This is a genomic window from Bradyrhizobium sp. NAS96.2, assembly GCF_001908235.1.
Taxonomy (GTDB): domain Bacteria; phylum Pseudomonadota; class Alphaproteobacteria; order Rhizobiales; family Xanthobacteraceae; genus Bradyrhizobium.
Window position 1 is genome coordinate 62,225 of sequence record NZ_LGHK01000016.1, and the last position, 12,859, is coordinate 75,083.

General features: G+C 64.1%; 15 protein-coding genes. 4 read left to right on the plus strand and 11 right to left on the minus strand.

Annotated features, from left to right (window positions below; translation table 11 throughout):
- Position 1: 1 nt before the first annotated feature.
- On the minus strand, positions 2-892 hold the full coding sequence (locus tag AC628_RS03405) for a quinoprotein relay system zinc metallohydrolase 2 (protein ID WP_502689531.1): 891 nt from the start codon (positions 890-892) through the stop codon (positions 2-4).
- 203 nt (positions 893-1,095) lie between these two features.
- Between AC628_RS03405 and AC628_RS03410 the strand changes: the two genes are divergently transcribed.
- Both AC628_RS03410 and AC628_RS03415 read left to right on the plus strand, forming a co-directional pair.
- Entirely contained in the window at positions 1,096-1,977 is an 882-nt protein-coding gene (locus tag AC628_RS03410) for a substrate-binding domain-containing protein (protein ID WP_074125343.1), read from the plus strand.
- A complete protein-coding gene (locus AC628_RS03415) occupies positions 1,974-2,528 on the plus strand; it encodes a PQQ-dependent catabolism-associated CXXCW motif protein (protein WP_074125344.1) in 555 nt (184 codons plus the stop codon). The genes AC628_RS03410 and AC628_RS03415 overlap by 4 nt, the downstream gene beginning before the upstream one ends.
- 37 nt (positions 2,529-2,565) lie before the next feature.
- On the opposite strand, the gene AC628_RS03420 is transcribed toward AC628_RS03415, so the two are convergent.
- The 6 genes from AC628_RS03420 to AC628_RS03445 form a co-directional block, all read right to left on the minus strand.
- Complete coding sequence (locus AC628_RS03420; RefSeq protein ID WP_074125345.1) at positions 2,566-2,862, minus strand: copper-binding protein; 297 nt, start codon at positions 2,860-2,862, stop codon at positions 2,566-2,568.
- Between the two features lie 129 nt (positions 2,863-2,991).
- Positions 2,992-3,609, minus strand: coding sequence for a hypothetical protein (locus tag AC628_RS03425; protein ID WP_074125346.1), 618 nt, complete (start codon positions 3,607-3,609; stop codon positions 2,992-2,994).
- Complete coding sequence (locus AC628_RS03430) at positions 3,606-4,454, minus strand: lanthanide ABC transporter permease protein PedC (RefSeq protein ID WP_074125347.1); 849 nt, start codon at positions 4,452-4,454, stop codon at positions 3,606-3,608. Before AC628_RS03430 ends, AC628_RS03425 begins: the two co-directional genes overlap by 4 nt.
- Positions 4,451-5,266, minus strand: coding sequence for a lanthanide ABC transporter ATP-binding protein PedB/LutE (locus AC628_RS03435; protein ID WP_245321007.1), 816 nt, complete (start codon positions 5,264-5,266; stop codon positions 4,451-4,453). The genes AC628_RS03430 and AC628_RS03435 overlap by 4 nt, the downstream gene beginning before the upstream one ends.
- A complete protein-coding gene (locus tag AC628_RS03440) occupies positions 5,263-6,240 on the minus strand; it encodes a YVTN family beta-propeller repeat protein (RefSeq protein ID WP_074125348.1) in 978 nt (325 codons plus the stop codon). The genes AC628_RS03435 and AC628_RS03440 overlap by 4 nt, the downstream gene beginning before the upstream one ends.
- Before the next feature lie 5 nt (positions 6,241-6,245).
- Positions 6,246-7,427 (minus strand): lanthanide ABC transporter ABC transporter substrate-binding protein PedA1, encoded by a 1,182-nt coding sequence (locus AC628_RS03445; protein WP_074125349.1) that lies wholly within the window; start codon positions 7,425-7,427, stop codon positions 6,246-6,248.
- A 176-nt stretch (positions 7,428-7,603) separates the two neighbouring features.
- On the opposite strand from AC628_RS03445, the gene AC628_RS03450 reads away from it, so the two are divergent.
- On the plus strand, positions 7,604-8,083 hold the full coding sequence (locus AC628_RS03450; protein ID WP_074125350.1) for a DUF3280 domain-containing protein: 480 nt from the start codon (positions 7,604-7,606) through the stop codon (positions 8,081-8,083).
- A gap of 153 nt (positions 8,084-8,236) precedes the next feature.
- Here AC628_RS03450 and fghA read toward each other — a convergent pair whose 3' ends face one another.
- A complete protein-coding gene (gene fghA / locus AC628_RS03455) occupies positions 8,237-9,076 on the minus strand; it encodes an S-formylglutathione hydrolase (RefSeq protein WP_074125351.1) in 840 nt (279 codons plus the stop codon).
- Between the two features lie 30 nt (positions 9,077-9,106).
- Positions 9,107-9,727: a response regulator transcription factor gene (locus tag AC628_RS03460; RefSeq protein ID WP_074125352.1), complete on the minus strand. Its 621-nt coding sequence runs from the start codon at positions 9,725-9,727 to the stop codon at positions 9,107-9,109.
- Between the two features lie 181 nt (positions 9,728-9,908).
- Between AC628_RS03460 and AC628_RS03465 the strand changes: the two genes are divergently transcribed.
- Positions 9,909-11,282: a histidine kinase gene (locus AC628_RS03465; protein ID WP_074125353.1), complete on the plus strand. Its 1,374-nt coding sequence runs from the start codon at positions 9,909-9,911 to the stop codon at positions 11,280-11,282.
- On the opposite strand, the gene AC628_RS03470 is transcribed toward AC628_RS03465, so the two are convergent.
- Positions 11,263-11,673 carry a YkvA family protein gene (locus AC628_RS03470; protein ID WP_074125354.1) on the minus strand — a complete coding sequence of 137 codons (411 nt, stop codon included), beginning with the start codon at positions 11,671-11,673 and terminating at the stop codon, positions 11,263-11,265. The two genes, AC628_RS03465 and AC628_RS03470, sit on opposite strands and share 20 nt — an antisense overlap.
- Before the next feature lie 30 nt (positions 11,674-11,703).
- Positions 11,704-12,678, minus strand: coding sequence for a helix-turn-helix domain-containing protein (locus AC628_RS03475; RefSeq protein ID WP_050419328.1), 975 nt, complete (start codon positions 12,676-12,678; stop codon positions 11,704-11,706).
- Positions 12,679-12,859 lie beyond the last annotated feature (181 nt).

The following is a 12,859-nucleotide window of genomic DNA, read 5'->3' on the forward strand; positions in this document are numbered from 1 at the left end:
GCTACTCCCATTCAATTTCCGAGAATGCTGCAGTTGCGTTGCGGGCGTTGTAATCATCGAACAATTGCCAGCGCGGCCGCTCAGCTGCCGCGGCGTGCTCCGCGGCAGCCGTGATCGGCTTGCCGCTTTTGACCAGCGCACGCACGTCCGTGGCCAGCGTCTCAAGATAACGCCGTTCGTCGGCGAGTGCCCCAGGCCATGCGCTCACGGGTCCGTGACCGGGAACCACGCGCTCGGCTGGAATCGCGGCGAGGTCGCCGAGCGCGCGCAGCCAGCCCTTGAGGCTGCCGTCGACCACGGGAATATGCTCGAGGAACACCATGTCGCCGGCGAACAGGGTCCCGCTGCGCTCATCGAAGACGGTGAGGTCGTTGTCGCTGTGGGCGGGCGGCCAGGCTTTCAGGGTGAGGCTCCGTCCCCCGAGATCGAGCTTCAGCGTGTCCTCGACCAGCACGGTCGGTGGAATGATTCGCACCTCGTCGATCAAGGCATCGCCCATGGTTCGCCGAAACCCGTCGAGATAGAATTGCCCGCGCGCCGCCAACGCGCGGGGCAGGGCCTTGTGGCCGACAAAGCTGGTCCCGTCGCCGACGAACGCCGCGTTGCCGAAGCTGTGGTCCGGATGCGCGTGGGTGTTGATCACGTAGCGGATCGGCTTGTCGCTATGGCTGCGCACCGCGGCGAGCAATTGCCGCCCTTCGCGGACGCTGCCGCCGGTGTCGATGACGGCAACGGCACTATCGCCGATCACGAAGCCCACATTGGCGATGGCGCCTTCGTTCTCGCGCGTCATCAATGCAGTGACGCCGGTGTGAACGAATATTCCGGGGGCGACTTCGCTCACAGGCAATTCCGCCTCTTGCGCCCGCGCTATGGTCGGCGCCCAAAGCATCAGGAGCAGCGCAAGCACCGAACCGCCATGAGCCATGTTTCCGCCTCAGTTTCTCCGGGACACGTGAACGATGTCGTCTCACGTCCATTTGCGCTGCAACAAGCAACGCGGCGCCGGCGCGATCATTATCCCTGTTGCACGTCATGCTTTGCCGGGCAATTGCCTGATGACGGTGACCTGTCTGCTCAAGAGGAGACCGCGTAATGAGAGTTGTCGGATGCCGTCCAGTCCTGTTCACGCTTGTCGGCTTTATCGCCTGTCTCGCCGGCCGCGACATCGCGCGTGCGCAGGTCAATGAACAGGGCGAACTCTCCATCGAGCTGGTCGATCCCAAAGTGCTCCGCATCTGTGCCGATCCGCGCAACCTGCCGTTCTCGAACGACAAGGGCGAGGGCTTTGAGAACAAGATCGGCGAGCTGTTCGCCGAGAAGCTGCAGAAGAAGCTCGATTACATGTATTTTCCGCAGGCGACCGGCTTCGTGCGGGTCACCCTCGGCTCGCATCGCTGCGATGTGATCATGGGATTTCCGCAAGGCGACGACCTCGCGCAAGGCACCAATCCGTACTACCGCACGGCCTATGCGATCGTCGCCAAGCCGGGCAGCGGATTGGATGAGGTGACGACGCTCGAGGATGAGCGGCTGAAGGGCAAGCATATCGGCATCGTCGCCGGCACGCCGCCGGCGACCAACATGGCCATCAACGGGCTGATGGGCAATGCGAAGCCCTATCCGCTGATGATCGATACGCGCTACGATTCCTCGGCCGAGGCGATGATGACCGATCTCGAAAAGGGTGAGATCGATGCCGGCATCCTATGGGGGCCGATGGCGGGCTTCTATGCGAAGAAGGCGAACCCGCCGCTGCATATCACGCCGCTGGTCAAGGAGACCACGGGACCGAAGCTGGTCTATCGTATCGGCATGGGCGTGCGTGGGTCCGACCAGAACTGGAAGCGGCAGCTCAACCGCCTGATCCAGGAGAACCAGCCGGCGATCAACAAGATCCTGCTCGACTTCGGCGTTCCGCTGCTCGACGAGAACGACCGTCCGATCGGGCCGGAGACCGCTACCAAGTCGCCATGATCAGACTCGTGGTCATGCTGGCGGTGCTGGTGGTCGCCGCTTCGCCTGTCCGTGCGCAGGACCAGCCTGTAGAGCCCGAGGGGTACCGCACCGAGGATTACCGCGCGCCGGTGCCGGCCACGCTTGCCGGCGCACGGGTGCTCACGACCGAGGAAGCGGCAGCGATCTGGCGCGACAAGTCCGGTGCCTTCGTCGACGTGCTGCCACGCCCGCCGAAGCCGAGACTGCCCGCCGGCACGGTGTGGCGCGAGCGGCCGCATCGCGACATTCCCGGCAGCATCTGGCTGCCTGACACCGGCTACGGCAAGCTTGCGGCGTCGACCGAGGACTATCTGCGGCGCGGCCTGGCCCGTGCCTCCGGCGACGACAGAGCGAAATTGCTCGTGATCTTTTGTCAGGAGAGTTGCTGGATGTCGTGGAATGCGGCCAAGCGCGTGCTGTCCTACGGCTACCGCAACGTGGCGTGGTATCCGGAGGGAACCGACGGATGGGAACGGGCCAAGCTGCCGCTGGCGGATGCGGAGCCCGAGCCGCGCGAGGGCGAGCAGTGACGCCGTCCTCGCACGGCCAGGAAAACGCTCAAGCGCGTTATTTCTCCTTATCGAGCTTGTCGATGGTCTTGCCGCCGTCGCTGTCCGACGCGGTGAACGTCACCTTGTCACCGGCATGGAAGGCTTCGAGCGACTGCCCCTTGGGCACCTTGTATTCCTGAATCGCAGCGCCGGTCGCGCCCACCGTGCCGCTCTGCGTCTGCTGGATCGAGATGGTGCTGCGCAGGCGGTCAATCTTGGTGACCATTCCCGACATGGATTGCTGGGCCAAAGCCGCTGAGGTGATCAGGCTCGCAGCGGCGAGGCTGGTCATGACGATCTTGGCTGCTCTCATCGAGGTCTCCCAACTTCAGATATAGTTGGAGACAACGAACGGGGAGCGCGGTTGGTTCCGGGCCGGAGGGGCCTGAGAAGCACATCAAGAAGCAGGTTTAATGACCGCCGGGGCGATCGGTCGCAGGCCTCAATCCAGTTCCTGCTGGATGGTGCGGCTGAGCGCAAACAGCCGCTGATCGATGGTGGTGGGCACCTCGCAGACGAATTTCACCACCCGCCCGCGGTCCTCGAAGATCCGCGTCTCCCAGACCAGCTGGTTGCCGAGCTCGTCGACCTTGGCCTGATCCGGCGGGGTGGCATCCTGCAGTGACTGCAACTTTACCGTGTCGTCGCGGATCTTCTCCGCGGCCTCGCGCTGCTTGCGCATCACGCGCTCGAGCCCGTTCATGACCGAGGCGCGCTGCCCGTTGAGCGTATCGAACAGGCCCGCGAACAGCAGCTTTCCCGCATTGGCTTTGTCGGCCGCGGCGGCCTGCAGGAACTCGGTGATCTGCTTCTGCGCATCCTCGAGCGGAATCCGGCGCGCTGCGAGCTTGGTCGCGAGTGCGCTGATCTTCGGGTCGTCCCTCCATTTGGTCCCGGCATCGCCAAGCGGCGGCCCGGCCCAGACCGCAGCCAGCGAGATCTCGGGCACCTTGGCCTGTTGGCAGGGCCAGTCCGGATAACGCGGGTCGGCACCGAACGCGACCTGATTCGACAGAGCCATCGCGAGCAGCGCGCCAAGTCCCGTTCGCCAGCCTGTCATGCCTCGCCTCCGCCGGGTCCTCGGCGCACCAGGCCGCGCGATGGATCGTAAGCCAGGATCGCGCCGATCATGAACACCACCGTGCAGCCGCCGACCACCGCGAGCGAAACCCAGTTCATCTTGCCGTAGAGCGCGAACCGGATCAGCTCCACCGCATGGGTGAATGGGTTGCACTGGCAGACGTAGGACAGCATCGGGCTGCCTTCCTGCACCCGCCAGAGCGGGTAGAGCGCCGACGAGGCAAAGAACATCGGGAAGATCACAAAGTTCATCACGCCGGCGAAATTTTCTAGCTGTTTGATGCTGGCGGAGATCAGCATGCCCAGTGCGCCGAGCATCAGGCCCGACAGCACGAGCGCCGGAAGTACGGTGAGGTAGCCGATGGTCGGCGGCGTGATGTCCCAGAACCACGCGATCAGCAGGAAGGCGTAGACCTGCAGCAGCGACACCGCCGTGCCGGCGAGCAGCTTGCAGAACAGCAGATAGCCGCGCGGCAGCGGGCTGACGAGCAGCGTGCGCATGTTGCCCATCTCGCGGTCATAGACCATCGACAACGAGGACTGCATGCCATTGAAGAGCTGGATCATCGCCATCAGGCCGGGCGCGATATAGACCTCGTAGAGGATGTAGGTCTCGTAGGGCGGGATGATCGAGATGCCGAGCACCTGACGGAAGCCGGCCGCGAAGATGAACAGCCAGACCAGCGGCCTGACCAATGCCGAGACGAAGCGCTCGCGCTGGTGCAGGAAGCGCAGCGCCTCGCGCCACACGATGCCGTTCAGGCAGACGATGTATTCCGACACCGGGAAGCCGCTTCGCTCAGGCGTGACCGTCGTGCTGCTCATGTGGGCGGTTTTCCAGTGAGGGTTGCCGTTCCGGTCAGGCGCATGAACGCGGTGTTGACGTCCTGGGCGCCCGCGTCCGCGATCACGCGCGACATCGGGCCGTGCGCCAACATCCGGCCCTGGTGCAGCACCACGAGGTCGTCGCCCGGCATGATCTCGTCGAACAGATGCGTCGCCCAGAGCACGCCGATGCCCTGCTCGGTGACGAGCTGGCGGACATGGTCGAGAATGTCGGCGCGCGCCTTGACGTCGAGCCCGACGGTGGCCTCGTCGAGCAGCAGCAGCCGCGGTCGGTGCAGCAGCGCGCGGGCAATCTCGAGCCGTCGCATCTGGCCGCCCGAGAGATCGCGCACCTTGCTGCCGGCGCGGTCGGCAAGGCCGATGCGCGTGAGCACCTCGGCGCTGCGCAGCCGCGCCTCGCGCCGCGAGATGCCATGCAGCGCGGCGTGATAGAGTAGGTTCTGCGTCAGCGAGAGATCGAGATCGAGCGTTCGCGGCTGGAATACGACGCCCATCAGCCGCAGCGCTTCGCCGGGCCTCCGGCTGATGTCGTGGCCGAAGATCTTGATCTGGCCGTTCTGGATGCCGAACAGTCGCGTCACCAGCGAGAACAACGTGCTCTTGCCGGCGCCGTTGAGGCCGAGCAGCGCTGTGAAGCTTGCCGGCTGCACCGTGAAATTGACATCGATCAGCGCGCGCCGCGGACCGTAGCTGTGGCTGACATTGCCGATCGACAGCGCCGGCTGCGCGGTTGCTACAGGACTTGCATCCGGCGAGGATTGGCTCGCGATATGGGCGTCGGTTGCGGTCATGGCTGCGCGATCGTGATTCCCCAGGGCAGTTCGCCGACCTGAATGGTCTTGATCACCTTCTGAGCCGCGACGTCGATCACCGAGACGTCGTTCGAAACGCCGTTGGTGACCATCAGATATTTTTCGTCGGGCGTGAAATCCATGTGCCAGACCCGCTGGCCGACCAGCAGATATTTGAGCACCTTGTGGGTCGTGCCGTCGACCACCGCGACGCGGTTGGCGGGGCCGAGCGCAACGAATGCGGTCTTGGCGTCCTTGGTCATGCCGATGCCGACGGGCTGGATCGCCTCGTTGCGCAGCCCAGGAATTTCGAAGGTGATCTTGCCGGTTACTTCGCGCTTGACCGGATCAATGATCGACACCGTGCCGCCGATCTCCGAGGAGACCCACAATTCGGAGCCATCGCGCTTGAACTGGGCGAAGCGCGGCCGCGAATCGACCAGCACATTGGCGACGATCTGGCGCGTCGTGGTGTCGATGAAATGCGCCATGTTGGTGGTTTCGGACGTGTTGATCAGGATCTTGCCGTCCGGGCTGATCGTCATGCCCTCGGGCTCGACGCCGACCTGGATGTCGCCAAGCCGGGCGCGCTTCTCGAGATCGATCACGGTGACCGTGTTGTCGTTCTCGTTGGCGACATACATGGTCTTGCCGGCGGCATCCTGGGTGAACAATTCGGGGTCGGGGCCGGAGGGCAGGGTGTCGACGATCTCCTGGGTCTTGGTGTCGATCACCTGGATCGTGTCGTCGTCGCCAACCGCGACCATCACGAACTTGCCGTCGCGCGAGAACTCGATGCCGCGCGGCCGCTGGCCGACCTTGATGGTTTTCGTCACTGTCCAGCTGTCGGTGTCGATCACCGTGACGGTGTTGCCCTTTTCGTTGGAAACATAGGCAACGAAGGCGGACGCCGGTGTCGCGGCAAGCCAAACCAGCATCCCGGTCAACAGACAGCGGCGCCACATACGTTTCATCTCCCTCACTGCAGCTTGCACTTCGTTTCAGGCCGGTCAACACCGAGCGTGTCGAGCTCGGAGACCTGATGCAGGAAACCTTCCTGCGGCGAAACCGAAACGACCATACGACCATCGGCGAGCAGGATCGGCTGGCGGAGCTGAAGATTCCAGTCTCGCAGGGTCAGTCGCGTGCCCTTGAAGGCGGCGATCGAGAAATCCTTACCCTTGAGGAAGGCGATGACCTTCTTGGGATCCCCCGAATTGGTGCGGGACGTGGCTTCCCCGATCATGCGCGCGGCGGTCCAGGCCTGCATGTCGAGCGCCGTCATGCGGCGCATGTTCAGCTTGACGAAGCGGTTCTGGATCTGGACCGCACCCCATTGGTCATGCGCCGCGTCCCAGCTGGTCGGTACCAGCCCGGCCGAGCCGGCCACGGGCCGCGGGTCCCAGGTGCGGTAGGGCAGATAGTTCGCGAACACCTCGCTCTCGTCGGCGGCGACGAGCACGTCATGAGCCGGCGCCTGCTGCGTGAACACCGGCATCTGGCGCTGGATCAGCGTCACGCCAGAGTCGGTGCGGCGCGCGCCGCCGGTGTCCTCGAAGGTCCGTTCCTGGACGATCTTGGCGCCGAAACGGGTGGCGGCGCGGCGCAACGCGTCGGCGTAGAGCTTGTCCTGATCATGCGAGCCTGTCACCAGCAGCCAACGCTTCCACTGCTTCCACACCAGGTACTGGCCGAGCGCGTCCGCCAGCATCGAGCGGGTCGGCGCGACATGGATGACATTGCCGCGGCAGTCCTGCTCGCGCAGCCGGTCGTCGATCGCGCCCGCGTTCAGCAGCAAGGTGCCGCGGTCGCGTAGCGCATCGGCGACCTTGAGCAGGGCGTCGGCGGGCAGGTCGGTGATGATGTAGTCGTTATGGCCGGCGAGATCGGTCGCGACCTTGGCGACATCGTCGCTATCCGTGACCCTGACCTCGTCGAGCACGAAGCGCTGGTTGAGGAATTTACCGGTCGTGTTGTTGTCCTCGATCGCGAGGCGCGCGCCGGCGATGCCGTCATTGTCGGCCGGCTGTTCGACCAACGAGAGCGTCGATTTGATGCCGGTATGGCCGAGATAGCCGATATGGATCTCGACGGGATCAGCCGCCAATGCGCCGGTCGCCACCATGCTGAGCGCGATCGTGCCGATCAGCCATCGGAACATAGCTCCTCCCGCAGTCTTTCTTCACCGGGCATGGCATTGTCGGACCATGCGTTGAGATGCAAGATGACGAAATTGGCCCGGCTTGCAACCCCGCTTTTTGTCGTTGCGAGGTTACAAATTTCAATTGGTTCACAATCATGAGATCAGCGTTCTCCATCGTCGTATCTTTGTTGGTGATGTCTGTAGCGGTGGCGCGCGCCGAGCCGCCCAAGCTCGCGGTGTTCGACCTCGAGATGATCGACACCAGCCTGCAAGGGGAGGTGAACGGGCCGCGAACCGACGAACAGACGCGGCTGCTCCGCACCGGCGATCAGGTGCGCAAGGAGCTTGCGGACTCCGGCAAGTTCCGCGTGCTCGACATCGCGCCCGTCAATGCTGCGGCGCACGGCAGCAATCTTCAGGCCTGCGGCGGATGCGATGTGAAACTGGCCGGTGAACTCGGCGCCGATCTTGCGATGACCGGCGTAGTGCAGAAGGTCTCCAACCTGATCCTCAACATCAATCTCTATCTGCGCGACGTGCACACCGGGCAATTGGTGACGGCAGTGAGTGCCGACATGCGCGGCAACACCGACGAATCCTGGTCGCGCGCCACTGATTACCTCGTGCGCAACCGCCTGCTCGCGCCGAACTACGGCGCGCCCCAGGCAAGGTAGGTTGAATGCGCAAACATCGCTCCGTCATCCTGAGGTGCGAGCAGAGCGAGCCTCGAAGGATGAATCGGCCCGGGTGCAGCGACGCGCAGAAAGCCGGGCCGTGCATCTTCGAGACGCGCTTCGCGCTCCTCAGGATGACGGGGACGGACTGGCTCACGCCTTCAGCCGCGCGGCGTGCCAGCGCAAATGATCGGCCATGAAGGTCGAGATGAAGTAATAGCTGTGGTCGTAACCCGGTTGACGCCGCAAGGTGAGGGGAATGTTGGCCCTCTCGCATGCCGCCTTCAGCAACTCGGGCCGCAACTGCTCGGTGAGAAAGCCGTCGGCATCGCCGTAATCGACCAGCAGGTCGGGGAAGCGCGCGCCATCCTCGATCAGCGCGACCGCATCATGCTTGCGCCACGCCTGCTTGTTGCTGCCGAGATAACCGCTGAGCGCCTTGTTGCCCCACGGCACCTGCGATGGCGCCACGATCGGCGCAAACGCGCTGGCCGCGCGATAGCGATCCGGATGGCGCAGCGCCACCGTCAGCGCGCCATGGCCGCCCATGGAGTGACCGAGGATCGATTGCCGCGTCGTGTCGACCGGGAATTGCTCGGCGATCAGTCTTGGCAACTCCTCGGTCACGTAGCTCCACATCCGGTAATTGGTCGCGAACGGCGGCTCCGTTGCATCGACATAGAAGCCGGCGCCGAGGCCGAAATCGTAGGAATTGGCGGGATCGCCGGGGACGCCTTCGCCGCGCGGGCTGGTATCCGGAGCGACGAAGATCAGGCCAAGCTCGGCGCAAGCCTGGCGGAATTCGCCCTTCTCGGTGACGTTGGCGTGCGTGCAGGTCAGGCCCGACAGGTAGGTGACGACGGGCAATTTGGTGCCGGCCGCATGCTCCGGGACGAACACTGAGAACGTCATGTCGGTCTTGGTCTCGCGGCTGGGGTGCCGGTAAACGCCTTGTGTGCCGCCATGCGACTTGTTCTGGGAAACCGTCTGCATCGTCGTATTCCTCTGTGTTGGTGCGCGGCGTCAGCCGACGCCGCTCTCGATCGCGAGGCGCACCAGCTCGGCCGAAGTGCGCACGCCAAGCTTCTGGCGCATGATCGATGACGTGTTCGCGACCGTCTTGTATGACGAATGGACCAGCCAGGCGATCTCCGACAGGCTCTTGCCGGAACTGAGCAAGCGCAGGATCTCCATCTCGCGCGAGGTCAGCTTGGAAAGCGGATTCTGCGCAAAGCCCGGCCGTGCAAAGGCGACGTTGCGTGCGATCGCCGGCGGCAGATAGACGCCGCCATTGCCGACCTCGCGCACCGCCTCCACCAGATCGTTGGGGTCGCCGGTCTTCGAGACGTAGCCCTTGGCGCCGATGTCGATGGCGCGGGCGGCGAACACCGGGTCGTCGTTCATGCTGAACATGATGAGGCGCGCGGACGCATCACGGGTCAGGATGCGCCGGGCCAGCTCGAAGCCGGAGACGGTCGGCAGGTTGATGTCGATCACGCAGAGATCGGGCTTCTCCGCGACGAAAGCCCGCTCGCCGCTCTCGGCATCCGCTGCTTCGAGCAGCGTGATCTCAGGGTCGTCGGCGAACACGGTGCGACAGCCGGAGGCAACGATGGGATGATCATCGACGATCAGAATGCGCATGGCGTTGTTCCGGCGACCTGCTTCGATTCATGCGTCATCACATCGGTTTGCGCGAAGAACACCTCGGTTCCGACCGGTTGTGCACCTCGCACGGGATTGCGATAGGGTGCGATTAGATAGCCGGGCAAATTTGGCTGTCAACGATCCTCTCGGAGGAGGGATCGCGGTTAGAGGCAACGTCATGTGGCAAAAGCTATCCTTGCGCGCACGGATCAACCTGTTGCTGGCGCTGATACTGGCGCTTGGATTGGGTATCAATATCGCGCGGCTGGCGCTGGAGGCGGGACCTCGCGTTCAGGCAGAAGATCAAAGTGTTATCCGGCTCGCGCGCGAGTTTGTTGCTGCGATCGTGGCCGGTCTAGACGAGGCGCCGGATCCCGAGGCGCGGCTCGATCAGATCGTCGAGGATCTGAGCCGGCTGCGCCATGTCAGCATCACGCGGCAGGATGACGCGACCGCAAGGTCCCCTGAGCGTCCGCAGGACGCTGGCGATCCGCGCGCCCCGCCGCAGTGGTTTGTCGCGCTGGTCCATCCCGAACAGACCTCAGTGCGGGTGCCAATCTCGGTTCACGGCAAGCCGCAATCGCTGGTCATCACCTCGCATCCCGACGACGAGATCGCCGAGATCTGGGACGGTATCGTTACCCAGCTTGAGATCGGCTCCGCGATCGCAGTGGCGCTGCTGCTGGTGACCATGCTGGTGGTCGGTCGCGCGCTGGCGCCACTCGAGGCGTTGTCGCAGGCCATGATCGGTATCGAGGCCGGGGATTACGACGCGCGGGTCGAGCCCGGCGGATCGCCCGAATTGGCCGCGATCTGTGCCAAACTGAACCATTTGGCGACGACGCTTGGCGAGGCCGTCGACAGCAAGCGGCAACTCGCCGAACGTGCGGTCTCGCTGCAGGATTCCGAACGCAAGGAGATCGCGCGCGAACTGCACGACGAGTTCGGGCCCTATCTGTTTGCGCTGCGCGCGCATGCCGGCGCGCTGACCCGGCTGTCTGAGGTGGACAAGGCGGACCCCGCGGCATTGCGCAAGCACGGCAACGCCATCCTTGAGCAGGTCAATGCGCTCCAGCAGTTCACTCGCCGCATCCTTGAGCGATTGCGGCCGGTGGGATTGGCTGAGCTCGGACTTGCGGAAGCGCTCGGCGCGCTGGTGCGGCTGTGGAGCGAGACGCACCCGGAGGTGGAGATCGAGAGTAACGTGTCGCCTGATCTCGGCGATACCGGCGAGATGGCCGATTTGACGATCTACCGCATCGTCCAGGAAGCGCTTACCAACGTGTTCCGCCACGCCGGCGCGACGGCAGTCGATATCACGATCGAGCCTGTCGAGCGGCAGGCCGGCCTGCGCGGCAGCCGCGGCGGCGCGCTGGTGCGGGTTCGCGACAATGGCCGCGGCATGCTCGCCGATCACAGGCTTGGCCGCGGCTTGACCGGCATGCAGGAGCGGATCCTCGCCCTCGGTGGCACGCTCAAGATCAACTCCTCCGATGACGGCGTGACGGTCGAAGCGCTGGTGCCGAAGGCCGCTACCTCGGCCAGCATCTGAAAGCGGCCCACGCCAGCGCCAGTGCGCCGGCGATCCAGAGCACGACGATTGCGATCATCCCGGCGCGGCTGATCGGTCGCTGCAATACCGCGGCGGCCTTGGCGCGGCATTCCGCCATCACCTCGTCCGGAACGAGCGCGATCGCAAGCCAGATGCCGAGCGGCAGCAGGATCAGATCGTCGAGATAGCCGAGCACCGGGATGAAATCCGGAATCAGATCGATCGGGGACAGCACATAGGCCGCGATGGCGATCGCAAGCGCCTTGGCGCACCACGGTGCGCGCGGGTCACGCGCCGCGAGATACAGCGCAACGCTGTCCCGTTTGAGATTGCGCGCCCAGGCCTTGATTGAAGACAGCTTTATTGATGAGGGTTTGAAGGTCGACAGCATGGCGTGACGCCTGCACGCCAGACGGAAACGCTACTCCAGCACCACGTCCACCGGCATGCCGCTGTGCAGACCCTTGTGGACGGACGAGGGCGCGATACCGAAATATTTCCGGAATACGCGGCTGAAATGCGAAGAGCTCGAGAAGCCCCAGGAGAAGGCGACGTCCGTGATGGTCTTGCCGTTCTGGGATTCCAACTCCTGCCGGCAATTCTGTAGCCGGGCCTTCCAGATGTAATCGCTAACCGTCATGCCGCGATCGCTGAACAGCATGTGCAGATACCGCTTCGAGCAGCCGAGCGCCGCAGAGATGCGGTCGATGCAGAGATCGGGATCGCGCAGGTGCTCGCGGATGAAGCCTTGGGCCCGCACGTAGGTTGCTTCGGCGCTGCCGCGGTCGAACATGGCGCCGGTTTCGCGCAGCGGCAGCAGCAGCAAATCGATCAGCGCATCGGCGACACCGACCGCGTTGACCGGGGTTAGCGTCGGCGCCTCGCCGAACGCGGCGTGCACGAAATCATAGGCGATGCGGCCGGTGCCGTTGCGCGCCGAGAGCTTGCACGGCGCCATCTTGGAGAGCTGGAAGCCGCGCTCCTTGAGCAGGTCCTTCGGCACGATGACGACCTCGTGACGCGTCAGGGACGGGCTGATGATCGTGTGCGGACAGGACACGTCGTAGGCGAAGCAGTCGCCCGGCATGATGTCGAAGTGCAGACCGTCCTGCTCGAAATGCGAGACGCCGTGGGTCTGGAAGACGATCTTGATGTAGGGATGCTCGCTCAGCTTGATGCGCGAGATGGTATGCGCGATCCGGTGCTGGCTTGCCTCGATCTGGCACAGCTTCAATCGCGAGACCGTCGTGAAATTGATGCGGCCCTCGAGCGAGGATCCTTCCAGCGCATCGACGTCGAACTGACCACAGAGGTCAGTGAGCGCATCCGACCAACGCTGGATTTGCCGCTTGGGCGTCAATCCGTTCGTGCTGAGTGAATGGACTGTATCGGACATCTTTCCAGCCACCGATTCGATCCCCAACGTGACTGCTCACCGAGCTCAATCTGGCCCGGGATGATGCGCCTTCTCCCTGATTCTGAACAGCTTAGGGAGGTGGCGGGATTTCTTCCCGGTTAATGTCGGGTGATCCTCCGACTTAGTTCTGGGCTCGTCAAGCGCAACCTTAGAACGCGTC

Bases quoted from the DNA above. Each gene is read 5' to 3' on its own strand.
- AC628_RS03445 (WP_074125349.1), bottom strand. From the start codon at position 7,427: ATGTTCCGATGGCTGATCGGCACGATCGCGCTCAGCATGGTGGCGACC.
- AC628_RS03450 (WP_074125350.1), top strand. From the start codon at position 7,604: ATGTCTGTAGCGGTGGCGCGCGCCGAGCCGCCCAAGCTCGCGGTGTTC.
- AC628_RS03470 (WP_074125354.1), bottom strand. From the start codon at position 11,673: ATGCTGTCGACCTTCAAACCCTCATCAATAAAGCTGTCTTCAATCAAG.
- AC628_RS03405 (WP_502689531.1), bottom strand. From the start codon at position 892: ATGCTTTGGGCGCCGACCATAGCGCGGGCGCAAGAGGCGGAATTGCCT.
- AC628_RS03420 (WP_074125345.1), bottom strand. From the start codon at position 2,862: ATGAGAGCAGCCAAGATCGTCATGACCAGCCTCGCCGCTGCGAGCCTG.
- fghA (WP_074125351.1), bottom strand. From the start codon at position 9,076: ATGCAGACGGTTTCCCAGAACAAGTCGCATGGCGGCACACAAGGCGTT.
- AC628_RS03460 (WP_074125352.1), bottom strand. From the start codon at position 9,727: ATGCGCATTCTGATCGTCGATGATCATCCCATCGTTGCCTCCGGCTGT.
- AC628_RS03425 (WP_074125346.1), bottom strand. From the start codon at position 3,609: ATGACAGGCTGGCGAACGGGACTTGGCGCGCTGCTCGCGATGGCTCTG.
- AC628_RS03430 (WP_074125347.1), bottom strand. From the start codon at position 4,454: ATGAGCAGCACGACGGTCACGCCTGAGCGAAGCGGCTTCCCGGTGTCG.
- AC628_RS03475 (WP_050419328.1), bottom strand. From the start codon at position 12,678: ATGTCCGATACAGTCCATTCACTCAGCACGAACGGATTGACGCCCAAG.
- AC628_RS03415 (WP_074125344.1), top strand. From the start codon at position 1,974: ATGATCAGACTCGTGGTCATGCTGGCGGTGCTGGTGGTCGCCGCTTCG.
- AC628_RS03435 (WP_245321007.1), bottom strand. From the start codon at position 5,266: ATGACCGCAACCGACGCCCATATCGCGAGCCAATCCTCGCCGGATGCA.
- AC628_RS03465 (WP_074125353.1), top strand. From the start codon at position 9,909: ATGTGGCAAAAGCTATCCTTGCGCGCACGGATCAACCTGTTGCTGGCG.
- AC628_RS03410 (WP_074125343.1), top strand. From the start codon at position 1,096: ATGAGAGTTGTCGGATGCCGTCCAGTCCTGTTCACGCTTGTCGGCTTT.
- AC628_RS03440 (WP_074125348.1), bottom strand. From the start codon at position 6,240: ATGAAACGTATGTGGCGCCGCTGTCTGTTGACCGGGATGCTGGTTTGG.